This is a genomic window from Streptomyces sp. HNM0574, assembly GCF_012726235.1.
Lineage (GTDB): Bacteria > Actinomycetota > Actinomycetes > Streptomycetales > Streptomycetaceae > Streptomyces.
Genome location: NZ_JAASAH010000018.1, coordinates 111,299 through 131,341 on the forward strand (window position 1 = coordinate 111,299; position 20,043 = coordinate 131,341).

Annotated in this window: 15 protein-coding genes; 5 read left to right on the forward strand and 10 right to left on the reverse strand. The window is 74.3% G+C overall.

The features are described 5' to 3' along the window. The first annotated feature begins 50 nt into the window (after window positions 1-50). On the forward strand, window positions 51-1,586 hold the full coding sequence (locus tag HCC30_RS24725; protein ID WP_169444982.1) for a SpoIIE family protein phosphatase: 1,536 nt from the start codon (window positions 51-53) through the stop codon (window positions 1,584-1,586). A gap of 77 nt (window positions 1,587-1,663) precedes the next feature. Here HCC30_RS24725 and HCC30_RS24730 read toward each other — a convergent pair whose 3' ends face one another. Then, on the reverse strand, window positions 1,664-3,202 hold the full coding sequence (locus HCC30_RS24730; RefSeq protein ID WP_169444983.1) for a hypothetical protein: 1,539 nt from the start codon (window positions 3,200-3,202) through the stop codon (window positions 1,664-1,666). Between the two features lie 315 nt (window positions 3,203-3,517). Here HCC30_RS24730 and HCC30_RS24735 point away from each other — a divergent pair, with 315 nt between their 5' ends. Together HCC30_RS24735 and HCC30_RS24740 are read left to right on the forward strand one after the other, a co-directional pair. Continuing rightward, window positions 3,518-4,708, forward strand: coding sequence for an aminoglycoside phosphotransferase family protein (locus HCC30_RS24735; protein ID WP_169444984.1), 1,191 nt, complete (start codon window positions 3,518-3,520; stop codon window positions 4,706-4,708). Window positions 4,709-5,164: 456 nt separating this feature from the next. Next, on the forward strand, window positions 5,165-7,174 hold the full coding sequence (locus HCC30_RS24740; RefSeq protein WP_346776791.1) for a peptidoglycan recognition family protein: 2,010 nt from the start codon (window positions 5,165-5,167) through the stop codon (window positions 7,172-7,174). 68 nt (window positions 7,175-7,242) lie between these two features. On the opposite strand, the gene HCC30_RS24745 is transcribed toward HCC30_RS24740, so the two are convergent. From HCC30_RS24745 to HCC30_RS24770, 6 genes are all read right to left on the reverse strand, one after another. Beyond that, the gene (locus tag HCC30_RS24745; protein WP_169444986.1) at window positions 7,243-7,740 is read right to left on the reverse strand and encodes a hypothetical protein; all 498 of its coding nucleotides are present in this window, start codon (window positions 7,738-7,740) and stop codon (window positions 7,243-7,245) included. A gap of 80 nt (window positions 7,741-7,820) precedes the next feature. After that, on the reverse strand, window positions 7,821-8,036 hold the full coding sequence (locus HCC30_RS28825) for a DUF397 domain-containing protein (protein WP_169445007.1): 216 nt from the start codon (window positions 8,034-8,036) through the stop codon (window positions 7,821-7,823). Between the two features lie 226 nt (window positions 8,037-8,262). Then, on the reverse strand, window positions 8,263-9,444 hold the full coding sequence (locus HCC30_RS24755; protein ID WP_169444987.1) for a thiolase domain-containing protein: 1,182 nt from the start codon (window positions 9,442-9,444) through the stop codon (window positions 8,263-8,265). Next, the gene (locus HCC30_RS24760; protein WP_169444988.1) at window positions 9,441-10,505 is read right to left on the reverse strand and encodes a thiolase domain-containing protein; all 1,065 of its coding nucleotides are present in this window, start codon (window positions 10,503-10,505) and stop codon (window positions 9,441-9,443) included. The genes HCC30_RS24755 and HCC30_RS24760 overlap by 4 nt, the downstream gene beginning before the upstream one ends. Further along, on the reverse strand, window positions 10,505-11,473 hold the full coding sequence (locus HCC30_RS24765; RefSeq protein WP_169444989.1) for an OB-fold nucleic acid binding domain-containing protein: 969 nt from the start codon (window positions 11,471-11,473) through the stop codon (window positions 10,505-10,507). Before HCC30_RS24765 ends, HCC30_RS24760 begins: the two co-directional genes overlap by 1 nt. Before the next feature lie 42 nt (window positions 11,474-11,515). Further along, window positions 11,516-12,316: a crotonase/enoyl-CoA hydratase family protein gene (locus HCC30_RS24770; protein WP_169444990.1), complete on the reverse strand. Its 801-nt coding sequence runs from the start codon at window positions 12,314-12,316 to the stop codon at window positions 11,516-11,518. Between the two features lie 232 nt (window positions 12,317-12,548). Between HCC30_RS24770 and HCC30_RS24775 the strand changes: the two genes are divergently transcribed. Both HCC30_RS24775 and HCC30_RS24780 read left to right on the forward strand, forming a co-directional pair. After that, window positions 12,549-14,177, forward strand: a complete 1,629-nt coding sequence (locus tag HCC30_RS24775; protein ID WP_169444991.1) for an acyl-CoA synthetase — start codon at window positions 12,549-12,551, stop codon at window positions 14,175-14,177. Then, entirely contained in the window at window positions 14,170-15,396 is a 1,227-nt protein-coding gene (locus tag HCC30_RS24780) for an NADH:flavin oxidoreductase (protein ID WP_346776792.1), read from the forward strand. The genes HCC30_RS24775 and HCC30_RS24780 overlap by 8 nt, the downstream gene beginning before the upstream one ends. 146 nt (window positions 15,397-15,542) lie before the next feature. Here the strand turns inward: HCC30_RS24780 and HCC30_RS24785 are convergent, their stop codons facing one another. From HCC30_RS24785 to HCC30_RS24795, 3 genes are all read right to left on the reverse strand, one after another. Next, window positions 15,543-16,985 (reverse strand): amino acid permease, encoded by a 1,443-nt coding sequence (locus HCC30_RS24785; protein WP_169444992.1) that lies wholly within the window; start codon window positions 16,983-16,985, stop codon window positions 15,543-15,545. Between the two features lie 169 nt (window positions 16,986-17,154). Further along, window positions 17,155-18,732: an acyl-CoA synthetase gene (locus HCC30_RS24790; RefSeq protein WP_169444993.1), complete on the reverse strand. Its 1,578-nt coding sequence runs from the start codon at window positions 18,730-18,732 to the stop codon at window positions 17,155-17,157. 59 nt (window positions 18,733-18,791) lie between these two features. After that, window positions 18,792-19,895: a nitronate monooxygenase family protein gene (locus tag HCC30_RS24795; RefSeq protein ID WP_169444994.1), complete on the reverse strand. Its 1,104-nt coding sequence runs from the start codon at window positions 19,893-19,895 to the stop codon at window positions 18,792-18,794. Between the last annotated feature and the right edge of the window lie 148 nt (window positions 19,896-20,043).

A 20,043-nucleotide genomic window follows, 5' to 3' on the forward strand; every position in this document is an offset into this window, starting at 1 on the left:
GCACGCTGTGCAACAGTCTATGAAGTCCTCATCCCGTATCGGAGACTGTCATGCCGTCCCACCTCCATGCGGACCGTTCAGTGCCCTGCCCGCCCGACCGCGGCACGCTGGACGCCCTCATCACGCAGGCCCGCCGCCTCCGCGGCGACCTCGACGCGGTACGCCCCGACGACGTCGCGGACGCGTACGAAGAGGGCGCGGGCGGTTCGCGGACGCGCTGGCAGCGCGCCCTCTGCGACCTCGCCGCGCGCCACCTCGACAACCTCGGCGGTCACCTCGACCAGCTGCGCGAGGGCGTGCCCGCCGCGCCGTACGCCCCGCTGCCCGGCGCCTGCGCCCCGGGCGCGGAGGGCGGCGAGCGCGCCGCGTACGGCCCCCTCGCCGACGGCCTCCCGCCGCTCTCCCCCGCCGGTACCGCGCCCGCGGGCACCTCGCGCGCGGGCCGGGTCGGCAGCGCCGACTGGGACTTCCTCACCGACCGGGTCTCGTGGTCGGAGGAGCTGTACGCGATCTTCGGCCGGACCCCGGAGGACGGCCCGCTCACCCTCGACGAACTGCCCTCCTGGGTGCTGCCCGAGGACCAGCCCCGGCTGGCCGCCGCCGTCACCGACTGCCTGGTCGACGGCAGGCCCGTGGACCAGGAGTTCCGCATCGTCCGCCCGGACGGCACCGAGCGCGGACTGCACATGATCGGCGAACCGCTGCTCGACGCCGACGGCGCCACCGCCTCCATGTGGGCCGTCGTCCGGGACGTCAGCGCGCTGCGCAGCAGCGAGAGCACGGTGCACGAGACCCGCGACTCGGTGGAGCGCGAGGAACACCTCGCGCGCACGGAGCACCGCGTCGCGGTCGAGCTGCAGGAGACGGTGCTCCCGCCCTGGCGCGGCTCGTTGCGGCTCTCCGAGGCGTCCGGGGACGGCGGCCCCGCCACCGGCGCGCTCGACGTCGCCGCGCACTACCTCCCCTCCACCACCAGCCCGCTGATCGGCGGCGACTGGTACGACGCGCTCGAACTCCCCGACGGCGGCACCCTGTTGTCGGCCGGTGACCTCACCGGGCACGGCGTCGCCGCCACCTCCGGGATGGCGATGCTGCTGGGCGCGGTGCGCGGGATGGCCGTCGCCGGGATCGCGCCCGGCACGCTGATGGGCCACCTCAACCAGATGCTCGACTCGGCGGCCCAGCCCGCCCTCGGCAGCGCGCTGTGCTGCCGGTACGAGCCCCGCGGCCGCACCCTGACCTGGGCGCAGGCGGGCCACCCCGCGCCGCTGGTGTTCCGCGGCGGCGGGGGGCACGCGCTGCGGCCCCCGGAGGGCGTGCTGCTGGGCGTGACCTCGGGGTCCTCCTACGGGGAGTGCACCGAGCGGCTGGAGCCCGGCGACATCCTCGTACTGCACACCGACGGGCTGGCCCCGCGCGCGGGCGACGAACCGCAGTCCGGTGCGGCGCACCTGCTGCGGCTCGCCCCCCGCTTCTCCTCGGCCCGCACGGCGCAGGAGTGCGTCCGCGCGATCGTCGAGGTGTTCGGCGACCAGCCGCGCGAGGACGACGCCTGCGTCCTCGTCGCCCGCGTCAGCGACGACTGAGGTACGGCGGAAGCGGGCGCGCGCACGCGAACGCCCTTGCCGGCACGCGTCGTCGGGGCCCGAGGCCGCCCCGCCGGTCAGACCGAGCGGAGGCCGCCCCGGGGTACGCCCTTGGTGGACCTGGCCCCCCGCGGGATGCCCGGGGGCACCTGGCGTTCCGCCGAGGTGCGCGGTGAGCGGGGCAGGGCGGCCTGGATCTCCTGCCGCAGGTCCTCGATCTTCGAGTAGCCCGCGTACTGGCCCGTCAGCCGGTACATCTCGCGGAGCCGGTCCCAGGTGCGGTGCGAGGAGTTCTCGCCGATGGCGAGCAGCGCCATCCGCGCGTAGCGGTCGGCCTGTTCGGGGTCGTCGGCGATGAAGCAGGCGGAGGCCAGCGAGATGTAGTCGAAGATGTTCGACCGCTGCCGTCCGTCGCCCCGCAGGTCCAGGGCCCGCTTGGCGTGGTGCTCGGCCGTGGGCGCCGCCTTCGGGTCGTGTTCGGCGAGGGTGCGGAAGGCCAGGGCCTGCATGCCGTGCAGGTCGGCCTCGTCGAACATCTGCATCCAACTCGGCGGCGGGACGTCGCCGTTGTCCGAGGCGAACAGCTCCTCGGCCTCGCCGAGGGTGCGCCGCATGCGACGGCCGTCGCCCTTCGTGGCCTGGGCCCACGCCTCGATGGTGTGCAGCATGGCGCGGGTGCGCGGCAGGGTCTCCTCCCCGGACCCCGAGCGGGCCAGCTTCATCAGGTCCAGGGCGTCGTCCGGGCGGCCCAGGTGCACCATCTGGCGGGCGGCCCGGGAGAGGGCCTCGCCCGCGCGGGGCCGGTCCCCGCCCTCGCGGGCCGCGTGCGCGGCGATGATGAAGTACTTCTGCGCGGTGGGCTCCATGCCCACGTCGTGCGACATCCAGCCGGCCAGCACCGCGAGGTTCGCCGCGACGCCCCACAGGCGGCGCTGGAGGTGGCCGGGGTGGTCGTAGGCGAGCATGCCGCCCACCTCGTTGAGCTGGCCCACCACGGCCTTGCGCTGGAGGCCGCCGCCGCGTGCGGCGTCCCAGGCGCGGAACACCTCGACCGAGCGCTCCAGCGCCTCGACCTCCTGGGTGCCCACGGGGGCCGCCTCGTACAGGTCGTAGGCCGCCTGGTCGGTGTGCACGGCGCCGTCGTGGGGGAGCGCGAGCCGGGACGAGGGTTCCGTCCTGAGCCAGTCGTACATGGCAGCGGTGAGTGCTGATCCCGCGGTGAGCGCGGCACCCGCGCCCACCAAGCCGCGTCGGTTGAGCATGAGGTCCATTCCCGTGAATTCGGTGAGGACCGCGGCGGTCTGCTCGGGCGCCCATGGGAGTCCGTCGCTTCCGGACTGCCGTCTCCCGGTGCGCCCTGCCTTGCCGAACCCGAGGTCCTCGATGGTCACGACACGGCCGAGTCGCTCGGTGAACAGGGCGGCCAGCACCTTCGGCACCGGATCACGGGGGCTCTCCCCCATGTCGATCCAGCGCCGCACACGCGAGGTGTCGGTCGACAGCTGCGGATGGCCCATGGCCGCCGCCTGCTTGTTGACCAGCCGCGCGAGCTCGCCCTTGGACCAGCCGGCGAGGCCGAAGAGGTCCGCGAGGCGGGTGTTGGGTCCCTTGGTCACGTCAAGCCCCCAGGTTCTCGGCTGAGTTGACACTAACCGTCCCGCGAAGGGGCCTGCGAGCATTCGCCAGGGTTCGCCAGGGTTCGCCAAGTGGTGTGCCACCCGCGCCGGGGTGTCCTGTAGGAACGCGCCACCCCGGCCCGGACCGGAACCGCTCGCTCCGCACCTTCCGCGTGCGGGAGCGGCGACGGTACGGGCGGCCGGGCCCGGTACGGCACCGCACTCCCCAGGGTGCTCGTCCGCCGCACCGGTCCCGGCCCCGCCGGGCCGGGGAGCGCACCAACCCGTCGGCGCACGAAGGGATCCTGCTCGCCCATGTATCCAGCAACGTCCCCCGTGTCCGCAGCGCCCCGGCAGCGCCGCGCGCAGCCCTACGGCGGCGCCGGACCCGGCACGGTCCCCGTCCCGCCACGGCCCGCCACCCCCTACACCGGGGGGCACGGGCCGCGCGTCGGACAGCCGCGGCGCACCAGCGGCACGAACGGCATCGGGGTCCAGCCGCTCAGCGGGCGGCTGGACCTGTCCGGGCCGCAGGGGGCCCGGATCCGGTCCGCGATCGCCGCGGTCAACCGGATCTGTCCCGAGTTCCAGCCGGTGCAGCTGCTGCGGCGGCACGGCCGTACGGTGCTGCTCGCGGGCACGGCGGGACGGAGCCCCGTCGTGGCCAAGTGCCTGCTGGACCACTCGCCCGCCTGGGCGGAGCGCTTCGAGCACGAAATAGCGGCCTACCGCACGTTCGTCCGGCACCGTCCGCCGGTGCGGGTGCCGCGGCTGGTGGCCGCCGACCCGGAGGCGTGCACGCTGGTCATCGAACGGCTGCCGGGCCGGGTCGCCGCCACCCGCCGCCACCCCTTCGACGCGCCGCCGCCCGGCGACCTGCGCGCGGTGCTGACGGCGGTGGGCAAGGTGAACCACTGGCAGCCGCCGCAGGGCATGTTCGACCGTCCGGTCGACTATCCGGCACGGCTGAACCGCTACCACGAGCTGGGCCTGCTGACCGACCGTGACCTGGGCGACCTGCAGAAGCTGCTGCACGGTGTGGCCCGCGCGGGCGGCCGGCAGGGCGTGCCCTGGCAGTTCTGCCACGGGGACGCGCTGCTGACGAACGTGCTGCTGGCCCCCGCCGGTCCGGCCCTCGTCGACTGGGAGCACGCCGGCTGGTACCTGCCCGGCTACGACCTGGCCACCCTGTGGTCCGCGCTCGGTGCCGCGCCCGACATGAGACGCCGGATCAGCCAGCTCGCGCAGCTCCAGGGCCCGGCCGCGCGGGACGCGTTCCTGGTGAACCTGATGCTGGTCCTCACCCGGGAGATCCGCACGTACGAGACCGCCGTGCAGCGCACCATGCGCGAGCCCGCGCCCCCCGGCGCCACGGCTCCCACGGGCGGCGACGAGCGGGCCGGCGGCATGGCGACGGGCGAGCAGCAGCGGCTGCTGCTGCGGCGCCTGCACGACGACTGCGGGCTCGCCCGGCGTGCGGTACGCGCCGCGGTGGGCACCCGCTGAGGGCGCCGTCCGGTGACGGGGGCACCAGGGGGATGCGAGCGCCGGGCCACAGTACGCGCGGCCGCGCGGGGGTGGGCACGTGGTGCGACGTGCGGCGGCCGTGGGCCCCGGGGTGATGCGGTCCCGGGGGCGGTGGCCGCGGGGTGTCGTCGGTCCGGGCCGACGGCGCCCCGCGGACCCGTGCGGTGGGAGGGGCGCCGGGTACGCGGGTGACGGACCGGCCCGACGCGGGAGATTGACGGGTCATCGGGCAACGGATACCACTGTGATCCGCCCGTGCCCCGCAGGCCCGGGGCACCCGTACGAGGAGGCCGCATGCCTGGATCGTCGTCCGAGTCCCCGGCGGAGCCCGAAAGACCGGCCCCGGGTTCCCGCCACGCCCGCCCGCTCCGTCGACGCCGTCGCCGCTCCGGAGCAGGAACGGTTCACCGGCGGTCCGTCCCGGTGCGGGGCGCCGTGCTCGCGGCCGCGGCCGGACTGCTGCTGCCGCTGGCCGTGACGGGGCCGCCCGCCGGGGCCGCGTCCGGGGCCGACGGCGGTCAACAGGGCGCGTTGCAGCGGGCGTTCGCGGAGGCGGCCGAAGCGTACGACGTGCCCCGCGAGGTGCTGCTCGGGGTCGCGTACCTCCAGTCGCGCTGGGACGGTCACGGGGGCGCCCCAAGCGTGTCCGGCGGCTACGGCCCGATGCACCTGACCGACGCCCGCACCGCGCTGGCCGGCCGCGCCGCCGGGCACCCGGGCCACTCGGACCGCGAGGACGCGCGCGGCGACCCGGCCCGCGCCCCGCGCCTCGCCTCCGCGCCGGCGGGCGGGGGCGCCGAGGCCCGGGGGCGTGAACTCCCGGCGCGGCTGCGGACCTTGGAGCGTGCCGCCCGGCTGACCGGGCTGTCGCGGGCCGAGCTGCGCTCGTCGCCCGAGGCCAACATCCGGGGCGGCGCCGCGCTGCTGGCGCGGGCGCAGCAGCGGCTGGGGCATCCGCTCAGCTCCGATCCGGCGGACTGGTACGCGGCGGTGGCGGCGTTCCCGTCCTCGCCCGGGGCCTCGGCCGGGGCGGCCTTCGCGGGTGAGGTCTTCGAGGTGATCCGGAGCGGCGAGCGGCGGGTCACGGACGCGGGCCAGCGGGTGGAGCTGGCCGCGCGGCCCCGACTGCGGCCGGACGCGGACCAGTCGGGCCGGGCGCGGAAGCTCGCCTCGGCCTCCTCGGACCGTGCGGACTGTCCGCGGGGGCTGTCCTGCGAGTGGCTGCCCGCGCCGTACGAGGAGTACACAGGCGACGACGGCGAGGCGGACTTCGGCAACCACGACAAGACGCGGCGGCCCGGCTCGCAGAAGATCGAGTACATCGTCGTGCACGACACCGAGGGCGCCTGGGACGGGGTGATGGACCTGATCCAGGACCCGAAGTACGTGTCGTGGCACTACACGCTCCGCTCCTCGGACGGCCATGTGGCGCAGCACGTGGCGAACAAGGACGTGGCCTGGCACTCGGGCAACTGGTACGTCAACTCCGCCTCGATCGGCCTGGAGCACGAGGGCTTCCTCGCCGATCCGGACGCCTGGTTCACGGAGGCGATGTACCGCTCCTCGGCGCGGCTGGTGCGGCACCTGGCGGCCGAGTACGACATCCCGCTGGACCGGCAGCACATCCTCGGCCACGACAACGTGCCCGGCGTGACGCCCGCAGCGATCCCGGACATGCACACCGACCCGGGCCCGTACTGGGACTGGGCGCACTACTTCGAGCTGCTCGGCGAGCCGTTCACCGGGGAGCGCGGCGGGGGCGCGCGCGGGCTGGTGACGATCCGCCCCGACTACGCGGCACACCGGCCCGAGTACACCGGGTGCGAGAGCGGCAAGAAGGGCGGGAAGAGCACCAACTCACCCTGTCCGCCGCACGGTTCGGGTGCGGTGCGGCTGCACACCGCGCCCCGGGAGGACGCGCCGCTGGTGAAGGACGAGGGGCTGCACCCGGGCGGCGGCGAGTCCACGACGGGCGTCAACGACACCGGCGCGCGGGCCTCCACCGGCCAGCAGTACGCGGTCGCCGGTGCCAAGAAGGGCTGGACGGCCGTCTGGTACCTGGGCCGGAAGGCGTGGTTCCGGAATCCGGCGGAGGCGCCGGCCGCGGTCCCCGCTTCCGGCCGCGTGGTGACCCCGCGCCCCGGCAAGGACACGGTCCCGGTGTACGGCACCGCGTACCCGGAGGAGAGCGCGTACCCGGACGGGGTCGAGCCGCGGAAGCTGACGCCGCTCCCGTACACCGTGCGGGCCGGGCAGCGGTACGCGGCGGCCGGGCCGGCGGTGCGGGGGACGTACCTGTCCGCGCCGGACTTCGACCCGGAGGCGGAGAAGTTCCGGGTGGTGCGGGGCGGCCTGCGGTACGTGCAGATCCAGCTCGGGCACCGGGTCGCCTTCGTCAGGGCGGACGACGTGCGGATCACGGAGGTGGGTGACGGCGGGCGCTGAGCGACGGCGAGGGCGGTGGCACGGTCGTCCGTGCCACCGCCCTCGTGCTGTGCCGGGGCCGTGCGGGCCTACTGCTGGAACATCTCCGCCGGCAGCGGTTTGAGCAGGGCGTACAGGTCGCTGGTGATGGGGCGGTCCCAGCTGGCGATGGTCACCAGGACGCCGTCGCTGCGGTCGAACTGGACGCAGGAGATGCGGTCTTCGGACAGCTTGACGCGGCGGACGATGAGGAGGTTGTCCTCGTGCATCACCGGGTCGTCCTCGACGCCGAGCACCTCGACCGGCTCGTCGTTCTCCAGGGCCTCCAGCAGCTGCTGGACCTCGAAGGGGGCCTGGCCCTCGTCGACCTCGCGGGCGGGCGAACCCTCGGGGAGGTTACCGATGATCATGGCGGGGCCGCGCCCGCCGAAGAGGTCGTACCGGAGGAAGACGCCCTGGCAGGTGCCGTCCGGAGCGGGCAGCAGGCCCGCGCCCAGATTGCCCGGCCAGTCGGTCGGGTCCATGGCCAGGACGTCGAAGTCCGGACCTGCGGGCACGGCGGCGCTGCGGCGGCGGAGGAACGACATGACCTCCATGGTACGTGGCACCCGCGGTGACCTGCCGCCGGGCCGGACCGCCGCAGCGGGCGGCCCGGGGCCGTACCGGCTCAGGTCAGGTCGAAGCGGCCGTCGCGGGCGCCGTGCACGAAGGCGTTCCACTCCCCCGGGGCGAAGATCACGGCGGGGACGTCGGGCGTCCCCGCGTTCCGCATCGCGATCCAGCCCTCGACGAAGGCGATCTCGACGTCTCCCCTGCCCTGGCTGCCGGACTGCCAGCGGGCGCCGCTGAGGTCGAGGTCGGGCCGCGGCGCCGGCGTCCGCACCGCGGTGCCCGTCGCTGCGCTTCCGGTCGCTGCCGTACTGGTCACGGGCGTGCCGGTCACTGCCGTGCTCGTGATGGTGCGGTCGGCCACGTGCGTGCTCCTCCCGGTGGGCGTGACGGCGGCCAGCGTAACCACCCGGAGCGGTCCGGGGACAGGCCGCGTACGGGACTGTCCGGAGCGCTCCGCGCGGGCGCGCGCCCCGGGGGCCACGCGGCGCCGATTCCCGTCAGGACGTGGGCGGTTCGGCGCCGACGAGCCACATGGCGAAGAACTGCGAGCCGCCGCCGTACGCGTGCCCGAGCGCCCGTCGCGCGCCCTCGACCTGGTGCTCCCCCGCCTGCCCGCGCACCTGGAGCGCGGCCTCGGCGAAGCGCAGCATCCCGGAGGCGCCGATGGGGTTGGTGGAGAGCACCCCGCCCGAGGGGTTGACGGGCAGGTCGCCGTCGATCTCGGTGGCTCCGGACTCGGTGAGCTTCCAGCCCTCGCCCTCGGCGGCGAAGCCCAGGTTCTCCAGCCACATCGGCTCGTACCAGGAGAACGGGACGTACATCTCGACGGCGTCGATCTCCCGCCGGGGGTCGGTGATCCCGGCCTGGCGGTAGACGTCGGCCGCGCAGTCGCTGCCCGCGCGGGGCGAGACGGCGTCCTTCCCCGCGAAGAGTGTCGGCTCGCTCCGCATCGCCCCGCCGTGCACCCAGGCGGGCGGGCGCGGGGCGCGCCGGGCGCCGTCGCGGCCCGTGAGGACCATGGCGCAGGCGCCGTCGGAGGAGGGGCAGGTCTCGGAGTAGCGGACCGGGTCCCACAGCATCGGCGAGGAGCGCACCTTCTCCAGCGTGATGTCGTGCTCGTGGACGTGCGCGTAGGGGTTCTTCAGCGCGTTCCTGCGGTCCTTGTAGGCGACGAGGGAGCCGACGGTGTCCGGTGCCCCGGTGCGCCGCATGTACGCGCGCACGTGCGGCGCGAAGAAGCCGCCGGCGCCGGCGAGCAGCGGCTGCTGGAAGGGGACGGGCAGCGACAGGCCCCACATGGCGTTGGACTCGGACTGCTTCTCGAAGGCGAGGGTGAGGACGGTGCCGTGCACCCGGGCGGCGACGAGGTTGGCCGCCACCAGCGCGGTGGAGCCGCCGACGGAGCCCGCGGTGTGCACGCGCAGCATGGGCTTCCCGGTGGCGCCGAGGGCGTCGGCGAGGTAGAGCTCGGGCATCATGACGCCCTCGAAGAAGTCGGGCGCCTTGCCGATCACGACGGCGTCGACGTCGGCCCAGTCGAGCCCCGCGTCGTCGAGCGCCCGCCGGGCCGCCTCGCGGACGAGTCCGGCGAGGGAGACGTCCCGGCGGGCCGAGGCGTGCTGCGTCTGGCCGATCCCGACGACGGCCACGGGCTCCTTGTGCGTGGTGCTGCCGCTCATTCCGCCTCTCCCCCTTCGAGGACCGCGACGAGGTTCTGCTGGAGGCACGGCCCCGAGGTGGCGTGTGCCAGTGCGCGCCGGGACTCGCCCCGGTGGATGCGGGCCGCGGCCTCGCCGATGCGGATGAGCCCGGCGGCCATCATCGGGTTCGCGCCGAGGGCGCCGCCGGACGGGTTGACGGTCACGTCCGGCTGTCCGTCCAGCCGGAGGGCCTTGCGCAGGACGAGTTCCTGGGCGCTGAACGGGGCGTGCAACTCGGCGGTGTCCACGGGCCGTTCGAAGGCTCCGGCGCGTTCGGCGGCGAGCCGGGCGGAGGGCGAGTCGGTGAGGTCGCGGACGCCGAGGCCGTGCGCCTCGATGCGGTGGTCCATGCCCGTGATCACGGCGGGCCGCTCGCAGAGCCGGCCGGCGACGTCCCCGGCGGCGAGGATCACGGCGGCCGCGCCGTCGCCGACGGGCGGGCAGTCGGCCGCCCGGAGCGGTGCCACGACGTAGTCCTCGGAGGCCGGCGCGGCGCTCCGCTGCGCGTACGGGTTGGCCCCGGCGTCCCGGTGGCTGCGGGAGGCGACGCCGGCGAACGCGGCCTCGTCCGCCTCGCCGGTGTCCATCAGGGCCCGGGCCTGGAGGGCGGCGAGGGAGACGGAGTCGGGCCAGAGCGGCGCCGTGTAGTACGGGTCGAGCTGGCGGGTGAGGACGTCGCGGAGCTCGCCGGGCGAGGACTTGCCGTAGGAGTAGACGAGTGCCGTGTCGGCCTCGCCGGTGAGGATCTTGACCCAGGCCTCGTACAGCGCCCAGGCCCCGTCCATCTCGACGTGCGACTCGGAGACGGGGGGCCAGGCGCCGACGCCGTCGAGGGTCATGGTGAAGGAGAAGGCGCGGCCGGCGAGATAGTCGCAGGAGCCCGAGCAGGTGAAGTCGATCTCGCCGGTGGTGAGTTGTGTGCGCTCGAGGACCTCGCGGAGGACGGGCATGAGCATCTCGACCTCCGAGAGCTCGTCCGCCGCCCGCACGTGCCGGGTCTGGGCGAAGGCCACGACGGACACCTCGCGTGCGGGCCGCATCACAGCACCTCCTTGTAGTCGTCCCAGTCGGCGTCGGGTTCGCCGGTGGGGCGGTAGTGGTCGGGGAAGCGGCCGTCCTCGGTCCACACGGGTTCGACGCGCAGCCCCATCCGCACCTGTTCGTAGGGGATTCCGGCGACGCGGCCGTGCAGCGCGAGCCCGGCGCCGTCGAGGGCGATGTGGGCGTAGACGTAGGGGACTTCGATGTCCAGGTTCTTCGCCTTGATGTTGACGACGCAGAAGGTGGTCACCGTGCCCCTGGGCCCGCACTCGACGCGCTCGCCGGTGGGGACGCCGCAGGTGGGGCAGGCGCCGCGGGGCGGTACGTAGACCTTGCGGCACTCGGGGCAGCGTTCGCCGACGATCCGGCGCTCGGCGAGGGCGTGGATGTACCGGGTCTGGGCGCGGCCGGGGGTGTAGGTGTAGTCGAGCCGCGCGGGGGCGACGATCCCGGTGACGGGGTCGGTGAACTCGCCGCTGTGCGCGCGGGGTCCGGCGTCCGGGGGGCCTTCCGCGTCCGCCGGTTCGAAGCAGGCGATGTCGGTGATGGCGCCCTGCCGCTCCCCGGCCCAGCGGACGCGGACCCGCATGCCGGTGCGCACGGCCTCGGGGCCCGGTGCGTCGAGGGCGTGCAGGAGCGCGGTGTCGGCGCCGTCGAGGCGGACGAGGACCCAGGCGAAGGGGGTGTCCAGGGGCTGTCCGGCGCGGGGCCGCGGGTTCCAGGCCCAGGTGGTGACGGTGCCGGTGGGAGCGACCTCGACGAGTTCGCTCAGCTCCTCGGCGGTGTCCGGGTCGTACTCGGCGGGCGGCACGAGCACCCGGCCCGACGTGCCGCGCACGCCCAGGACGGTGCGCTCGCGCAGGCCGGTGAGGAAGGCGCTCTGGACGGACCCGAGGGAGCGGGTGAAGGGGAACTCGACGACCAGGGGTGCGCTGAGGGTCTCCGGCGGGGAGGCGTGCGACGTCATCTCGGGGATCTCCGTTTCTGGCCGGGTGCCGGGGCGGGCGCGTCAGGCGCGGCGGTAGACCGGGGGGCGTTTCTCGGCGAAGGCGCGGGCGCCCTCCTTGGCGTCCGCGGTGCCGAACACGGGCCAGCCGCGCTCCAGTTCGGAGGCGAGCGCGTCCTCCTCGGTCATCCCGGCGGTCTCGTAGACGGACGCCTTGACGGCCTCGACGGCCAGTGGGGCGCAGGCGTTGACGCGCTCGGCGATCTCCAGGGCGCGCTCCAGCGCGGCGCCCTCGGGGACGACGTGCCCGACGAGTCCGATCCGCGCGGCCTCCTCGGCGCTGTAGGGGCGTCCGGTGAGGAGCATCTCCAGGGCGTGGGTGCGCGGGATCTGGCGCGGGAGCCGGACGGTCGAGCCGCCGATGGGGAAGAGTCCGCGGCGTACCTCGAAGAGTCCGAAGGTGGCGGTCTCGGCGGCGACGCGGATGTCGGTGCCCTGGAGGATCTCGGTGCCGCCGGCCACGCAGTGGCCCTCGACGGCCGCGATGACGGGCTTGCGCGGGCGGTGGTGCCGGAGCATCGCCTTCCAGTGCAGGTCGGGGTCGGCCTTGAGGCGGTCGCGGTACTGCTCGCCGGCCATGCCGTCCCCGGCGAGGGCCTTGAGGTCCATGCCCGCGCAGAACACTCCGCCGGAGCCGGTGAGGACGACGGAGCGGACGGCGTCGTCCTCGTCGGCCTCCTCCCAGGCGTCGTGGAGTCCGACGAGCATGGGGAGCGACAACGCGTTCTTGGCCTCCGGACGGTCGAGGGTGAGGACGAGGGTCGCGCCCTCGCGCCGTGTCGTCAGGTGTTCCGTACCGCCCATGGGGTGTCCTTCCGGTACGCGCGGCTCCAGACCTGGAACAGGTTGCAGTAGCGCCGTCGGTACTTCAAGAGCTTTCTGACAGGCAGTCAGATTTTTCTGCCGCGGCCCTTCCCGCCTCACGCGCCTGATGCTCTGATGACGGCCAGGCGGCGTCCCGCGCCGGTCACGGGCCCGGTGCGCGCGGGCGGCGGGAGGCGCCGAGGACGCGGACACCCTGGGCTGGAGGAGAGCCGTGGAGTACAACCTTGCCGACCTGTTCGAGTCGGTCGCCGACACCGTCCCGGACCGCGAGGCGCTGGTGTACGCCGACCATCCGGGCACCGGCGCCGAACGGCGCCTCACCTACCGGCAGCTGGACGCGGCGGCGAACCGGATCGCCCACCATCTCGCGGACAGCGGGGTGCGTCCGGGCGAGCACGTCGGGCTGCATCTGTACAACGGCGTCGAGTACCTCCAGACGGCGCTCGCCTGCCTGAAGATCCGCGCCGTGCCGGTGAACGTCAACTACCGCTACGTCGAGGAGGAACTGGTCTACCTCTACCGGGACGCCGACCTGGTGGGGCTCGTCTTCGACGGCGAGTTCACCGGGCGGGTCGCCGCCGCGCTGCCCCGCACCGAGCGGCTGCGGCACCTGGTACGGGTCGGCCCGGCGCCGGAAGGGGCGCCCCAACCGGCGCTCGCGCCCGTGGACTTCGCCGCCGCCGAGGCGTCCGGCTCGCCGGAGCGGGGCTTCCCGCGCCGCTCCGGGGACGACCAGATCATCATCTACACCGGCGGCACCACCGGCATGCCCAAGGGCGTGATGTGGCGGGCCGAGGACATCTTCTTCTCCGGGATGGGCGGCGGCGACCCCACGGGGACGCCCGTCTCCCGGCCCGAGGAGCTGGCCGAGCGGGTCGCGGCCGGCGGTGCGGGCCTGGTGTTCTTCCCCACCCCGCCGCTGATGCACGGCACCTCGACGCTGACCGCGTTCATCGGCCTGCACTTCGGCCAGAAGCTGGTGCTGCACCGGAAGTTCGTGCCGGAGGAGGTGCTGCGCACCGTCGAGCGGGAGCGGGTCACCGCCGTCTCGCTGGTCGGCGACGCGATGCTGCGCCCGCTGACGGACGCGCTGCGCGGCCCGCTCAGGGGCACCGACTGCTCCTCGCTGCTGGCCGTCTCCAGCTCCGGCGCCGTCCTCTCCGAGACCGTACGGGCCGGCTTCGCCGAGCTCGTGCCGCACGCGATGCTGATCAACAACTTCGGCTCCTCGGAGTCCGGCTTCAACGGCACCGCGACCGCCGACTCCGGCCCCGAGAAGGGCTTCCGCATCCAGGTCAACTCCGGTACGGCGGTGGTCGATCCGGCCACCCGGCGCCCGGTGGAACCGGGCGGCACGGGCCGGGTCGCGCTGCGCGGGCACGTCCCGCTGGGCTACTACAACGACCCGCAGAAGACGGCCGAGACCTTCTTCGAGGCGGACGGGGCCCGCTGGGTGCTGCTGGGCGACATGGCGACGGTCGGCGAGGACGGTGTCGTCACCGTGCTCGGGCGCGGCTCGCAGTGCATCAACACCGGCGGCGAGAAGGTCTTCCCCGAGGAGGTCGAGCAGGCGCTCAAGGCGCACCCCGATATCTACGACGCGCTGGTCGCCGGGGTGTCCGACCCCCGCTGGGGCTCGCGGGTCACGGCCGTCGTCCAGCCCAGGCCGGGCGCGGCGCCGCTGACGGAGGACGCCGTGCGCGCGCACTGCCGCGGGCGGCTGGCCGGGTACAAGGTGCCGCGCACGGTGGTGCTCAGCGACCACATCCAGCGCTCCCCCAGCGGCAAGGCCGACTACCGCTGGGCGAAGGCCGTCGCGGAGCGCGGCTCCGGTGCCTGACGGTCCCGCGGGCGGGGCGCGGCCGCTGCCCGCGCCGCCCGACCCGTTCGCCCCCGCCCGGCTCGGACCGCTGACGCTGCGGAACCGGCTGCTGAAGGCCGCGACCTTCGAGGGACGCACCCCGGAGGGGCTGGTCACGGACGAACTCGTCGCCTTCCACCGGGACATCGCCGCGGGCGGCGCCGCGCTGACCACCGTCGCGTACTGCGCCGTCGCGCCGGAGGGCCGCACCGAGCGGCGGCAGATCGTGATGCGGCCCGAGGCGGCGCCGGGGCTGCGGGAGCTGGCCCGGGCCGTGCACGGCGAGGGCGCGGCCGTCGCGGCGCAGCTCGGGCACGCGGGCCCGGTGGCCGACGCGCGCTCCAACCGGGCGCAGGCGCTCTCCGCCTCGCGCCGGCTGTCGCCGCTCAGCGGGCGGTTCGCGCGGGCGGCGACCGAGGACGACTTGGCGCGCGTCGTACGGGGGCACGCGGACGCGGCGGAGCTGGCCGCCGAGTGCGGATTCGACGCGGTGGAGCTGCACTTCGGGCACACGTACCTGATCGGCTCCTTCCTCAGCCCGCGGCTCAACCGGCGCCGGGACGGGTGGGGCGGGAGCCTGCCGGCGCGGGCCCGGCTGGCCCGCGAGGTGGCCGGCGCCGTACGGGAGCGCGTCGGGGACCGGATCGCGGTGACGGCGAAGCTCAACATGACCGACCGGGTACGCGGCGGCCTCACGCCCGAGGACGCGCTGCGGGCGGCCCGGCTGCTGGAGCGGGACGGGCACCTGGACGCGCTGGAGCTGACGGCGGGCAGCTCGCTGCAGAACCCCATGTACCTCTTCCACGGGCCCCCGCCCGTCGCCGAGTTCGCCCGCGCCATGCCGCAGCCGCTGCGGCTGGGCGTACGCCTCTTCGGGCGGGCCTTCCTGCGCCACTACCCGTACGAGGACTGCTATCTGCTGCCGCTGGCCCGCCGGTTCCGGGCCGCGCTGGGGATGCCGCTGGTCCTGCTGGGCGGCGTCACGGGCAACGAGAGCGTGGCCCGCGCGATGGGCGAGGGCTTCGACTTCGCCGCGATGGGACGGGCCCTGCTGATGGAACCCGGCCTGGTGCGCCGGATGGAACGCCAGGCCCGCGAGGGCGGCCCCGCGGCCCGCTCGGCCTGCGTCCACGGCAACGCCTGCATGCCCACCATCTACACCCGCACCCACTGCCCGCTCGCCGACCTGCGGCGGTAGCGCCCACCGGGGGCGCGGGGAACTGCGCAAGGGGCGCGGGGAACTGCGCGACCGGCCACGGCGGGCCGGTAGCCGGCACACCTCCGGGGTACCCCAACTCGCGTGCCGGGCCCGCCACTTGGAACGAGCCCGGCACGCAAGGGGACTCAGCCCTGTGCGTCGCCCGCGTCCTCCGGCGCCCCGCGCCGGGCCAGTTCCGAACGGCGGTAGGAGTAGGCGAAGTAGACGACGAGGCCGATCAGGAACCAGACGCCGAAGCGGGCCCAGGTCTGCCACTCCAGGAACGTGATCAGCCACAGCGAGAAGATCACGCCGAGCGCGGGGACGACGGGCATGCCCGGGCAGCGGAAGGTGCGGGGCAGTTCCGGCCGCCGGTAGCGCAGCACGATCACGGCGGCGCAGACGACGGCGAAGGCCAGCAGGATGCCGATGTTGGTGAGTTCGGCGGCCTCCTCGATCGGCAGGAAGCCCGCGATGACGGCGGAGGCGCCGCCCGCGATCCAGGTGACCCGGGTGGGCACGTGCCGCGTCGGGTGGGTCTTCGCGAACCACTTGGGCAGCAGCCCGTCCCGGCTCATCGACCACCACACCCGGGTCACGCCGAGCATGAAGGTGAACATCACGGTGAGGATGCCGATGATGGCGCCGATCGCGATCACGTCGGCCAGGCTTCCGAGGCCGACCGAGGCGAAGGCGCTGGACAGGCCACTCTCGCCGTCGATCTCCTTGTAGTTCTGCATGCCGACCAGGACGAGGCAGACCAGCACGTACAGCACCATGGCGATGGCCAGCGAGTACACGATCGCCTTCGGCATGTGCCGCTGGGTGTCCTTGGACTCCTCGGCCGCCGTGCTCATCGCGTCGTACCCGAACACCGCGAAGAAGACCGTCGCCGCGCCGGTGAAGGCGCCGCTGAGGCCGAACGGGAAGAACGGCTCGTAGTTCGAGGTCTTGATGTGGAAGAAGCCGACGACGATGACGATCAGCACGACCAGCACCTTGAGCACGACCACGACCGTCTCGGCCCGGGCCGCGCTCTTGATGCCGCGCGTCAGCAGATAGGCGATCAGCAGGCACAGCAGCGCGGCGAACAGGTCGACCCGGTGCCCCTCGCCGGTGCCCGGGGCGCCGAGCATCCAGGCGGGCAGATCGATGCCGATCGAGTCCGCGAGGAACGAGGCGTAGCCCGATATGCCGATGGCGACGACCGAGACGATGGCCGTGTACTCCAGCAGCAGGTCCCAGCCGATGAACCAGCCCGCGAGTTCACCGAGCACCGCGTACCCGTAGGTGTAGGCGGAACCGGCCTTCGGGATGAGCCCGGCGAACTCGGCGTACGACAGCGCCGCGGCCGCGCTGGCGAGGCCGGCGATCAGGAAGGAGATGAGGACGGCCGGGCCCGCCTTGCCGCTGGCGACGGTCCCCGCCAGCGTGAAGATGCCGGCGCCGATGATGCCGCCGACGCCGATGGCGGTGAGCTGCCCGAGCCCGAGGACCCGGGTGAGCTGACCCGATCCGCCCTCGGTCTCCTCGATCTGTTCGATGGGTTTGCGGCGCAGTACGCCCTGCCCGCTCCACAGCCCGCCCATGGGGATCCCTTCCCTTGGCGCTCACGTGTTCCCGGGTGGCGCGATGTCACCGCTCCTCGCCCGGCGGAGGATCATCATGTACCTGTCGGGCCGATCGGGGAAGGCCCCGTCACCGCCTTCGGGACGACGTACGGCCACCGGCTTCTGTGGTTTCCGCCGACTCCCGTTGCTACAGCGGCTTTTCGCGTCCCTCCCAGTACGGCTCGCGCAGCCTGCGCTTGTACAGCTTGCCGTTCGGGTCGCGGGGCATCTCGGCCACGAAGTCCAGCGTGCGGGGCCGCTTGTAGCCCGCCAGCCGCTCCGCGCAGTGGGCCAGGATCTCCTCGGACAGCACCGGGCCCGGCGCGTACCCGGGGGCCGGCTCGACGACGGCCTTGACCTCCTCGCCCCAGTCGTCGTGCGGGATGCCGAAGACGGCGGCGTCGGCGACGGCCGGGTGGGTCAGCAGCGCGGACTCGATCTCGGCGGGGTAGATGTTCACGCCGCCCGAGATGATCATGTCGATCTTGCGGTCGCGAAGGAAGAGATAGCCGTCCTCGTCGAGGAATCCGAGGTCGCCGACGGTGAAGAAGTCGCCGATCCGGTTCTTCCTGGTCTTGCCCTCGTCGCGGTGGTAGGCGAAGCCGCCGGTGCTCATCTTCATGTAGACGGTGCCGAGTTCGCCCGGCGGGAGCCGCTCCCCGTCGTCGTCGAAGACGGCGAGCTCGCTGATCGGCCAGGGTTTGCCGACCGTCCCCGGCTTCTTCAGCCAGTCCTCGGCGGTGGCGAACGCGCCGCCGCCCTCGCTCGCCGCGTAGTACTCCTCGACGCAGGTCCCCCACCAGTCGATCATCGCCCGCTTGACGTGGTCCGGGCAGGGCGCGGCGCCGTGGATCGCGTGCCGCATCGAGGAGACGTCGTACGCGGCGCGCACCTCGGGCGGCAGCGCCAGCAGCCGGTGGAACTGGGTGGGGACCATGTGCGTGTGGGTGGCGCCGTGGGTGTCGATGAGCCGCAGCATCTCCTCGGGCCGCCACTTGTCCATCACCACCAGCCGGTGCCCCAGGTGCAGCGCCGCACCGGCGAACTGGAGCACCGCCGTGTGGTACAGCGGCGAGCAGACCAGATGGACGTTGCCGTCGAAGGGCCGGATGCCGAAGATCCCCAGGAATCCGCCCAGATGGGCCTCCTCGGGGAGCCTGCCGCTGAGCGGGCGGCGGATGCCGCGGGGGCGTCCCGTGGTGCCGGAGGTGTAGTTCATCACCCAGCCCCCGGTCCGGCCCTCCGGCGGCTCCCCGGAACCCGTGAGCAGCTCCTCGTACGGGCGGAAGCCGGGGACCTCGCCGACCGCGTAGCGGTGCTCGCGCGGGAGCCCGGCCTCGTCGGCGGCGGCCGTCGCTGCCTCGGCGAAGCGCTCGTGCGCGAGCAGCACCCGGGCGCCGGAGTCCTGGAGGATCCAGGCGATCTCGGGGCCGACGAGGTGGTGGTTGACGGGCACCATGTAGAACCCGGCCTGGGTGGCGGCGAGATAGGCGGTGAGGAACTCGACGCCGTTGGGCAGCACCACGGCGAAGGAGTCGCCGGTGCCGAGCCCGGCGGCGCGCAGCCCCGCGACGAGCCGGTTGGCCGCCGCGTGCAGCCGCGCCGCGCTCCACTCCTCGCCGTCGGGCGCGACCAGCACGGTGCGTTCGGGGTCCCACTGGGCCTGCGCCCAGAAACCGGCGGGCGGCTCCGTCGCTGCGGGGGCGGTGTCGTCGTGCTCGGGCATGGCCTGCTGCTCCTTCCTCGGCGGACTGACGGCACGGACGGGCTGGACGGACGGAGGGCTCAGCCGTTTCCCGCGACGCGGTCGAGACGCCGCACCGCCCGCTCGAAGCCGCGGGTGAGGTCGTCCACGACGGCCTGCACGCTCCGTTCGCTGTTCATGGACCCGACGATCTGGCCCACCGGAGTCCCCAGCAGCTCCTCCGTCTCGTGGTGCTGGATACGGGAGTTGGCCTCGGCGACCAGCAGCCCCTGGAGCGGCATCGGCAGCGGACCCGGGCCCTCCGGGTCGTCCCAGGCGTCGGTCCAGGCGGTGCGGAGCTGACGCGCGGGCTTGCCCGTCAGCGCCCGGGAGCGGACGGTGTCCCCGGAACCGGCGGCGAGCAGCTTCTCGGTGAGCCTGCGGGAGTGCAGCTCCGCCTCCGTCGTCGTCAGCCAGACCGAGCCCAGCCAGGCGCCCTGCGCGCCGAGCGCGAAGGCGGCGGCGACCTGCGACCCGGTGCCGATCCCGCCCGCGGCCAGCACCGGCAGCGGGTCGACGGCCTCGACGATCTCCGGCGTCAGCACCATCGAGCCGATCTCGCCCGTGTGCCCGCCGGCCTCGTAGCCCTGCGCGACGACGACGTCGATGCCGGCCTCCTTGTGCCGCCGCGCGTGGTGCGCGCTGCCCGCGAGCGCGGCGACGAGCATGCCGTGCCGGTGCGCCCGCTCGACGACGTCGGGGGGCGGCGAACCGAGCGCGTTGGCCAGGAGTTTCACGGGGTAGTCGAAGGCGACGTCGAGCTGTGAGCGGGCGACGCTCTCCATCCAGCCGGTGATCCGCCAGCCGCCCTCCTCGCCCTCGGGCAGCGGCGGGACGCCGTACCGCTCCAGCACCTCCTGCGCGTAACTCCGGTGCTGCTCGGGGATCATGGCCTCGACCTGTTCCTCCGTCACCCCCTCGACCTTCTTGGCGGGCATGACGACGTCGAGCCCGTAGGGCAGTCCGTCGGTGTGGTCCTGCATCCAGTCGAGGTCGCGCTTCAGCTCGTCCCCGGCGGCGTACCGCACGGCTCCGAGCACGCCGAAGCCTCCCGCGCGGGTGAGGGCCGCGGCGACGGCGGGGAAGGGCGTGAACCCGAACAGCGCGTGCTCGACTCCCAGCTTCTTGCTCAGCTCCGTCTGCATGGGGCGCAGGATGCCGCAGCGGGCCGGGGGTGTGAAGAGATTTTCTGATGGAGCATCAGTTTTCTTGCCCGCGCCCCCCCCCCCCCCCCCCCCCCCCCCCCCCCCCCCCCCCCCCCCCCCCCCCGCCCCCCCCCCCCCCCCCCCCCCG

Excerpts from the sequence above, each read along its gene's own strand:
- HCC30_RS24725 (WP_169444982.1), top strand. The coding sequence starts at position 51 with ATGCCGTCCCACCTCCATGCGGACCGTTCAGTGCCCTGCCCGCCCGAC.
- HCC30_RS24735 (WP_169444984.1), top strand. The coding sequence starts at position 3,518 with ATGTATCCAGCAACGTCCCCCGTGTCCGCAGCGCCCCGGCAGCGCCGC.
- HCC30_RS24745 (WP_169444986.1), bottom strand. The coding sequence starts at position 7,740 with ATGTCGTTCCTCCGCCGCCGCAGCGCCGCCGTGCCCGCAGGTCCGGAC.
- HCC30_RS24755 (WP_169444987.1), bottom strand. The coding sequence starts at position 9,444 with ATGAGCGGCAGCACCACGCACAAGGAGCCCGTGGCCGTCGTCGGGATC.
- HCC30_RS24760 (WP_169444988.1), bottom strand. The coding sequence starts at position 10,505 with ATGCGGCCCGCACGCGAGGTGTCCGTCGTGGCCTTCGCCCAGACCCGG.
- HCC30_RS24765 (WP_169444989.1), bottom strand. The coding sequence starts at position 11,473 with ATGACGTCGCACGCCTCCCCGCCGGAGACCCTCAGCGCACCCCTGGTC.
- HCC30_RS24770 (WP_169444990.1), bottom strand. The coding sequence starts at position 12,316 with ATGGGCGGTACGGAACACCTGACGACACGGCGCGAGGGCGCGACCCTC.
- HCC30_RS24785 (WP_169444992.1), bottom strand. The coding sequence starts at position 16,985 with ATGGGCGGGCTGTGGAGCGGGCAGGGCGTACTGCGCCGCAAACCCATC.
- HCC30_RS24790 (WP_169444993.1), bottom strand. The coding sequence starts at position 18,732 with ATGCCCGAGCACGACGACACCGCCCCCGCAGCGACGGAGCCGCCCGCC.
- HCC30_RS24795 (WP_169444994.1), bottom strand. The coding sequence starts at position 19,895 with ATGCAGACGGAGCTGAGCAAGAAGCTGGGAGTCGAGCACGCGCTGTTC.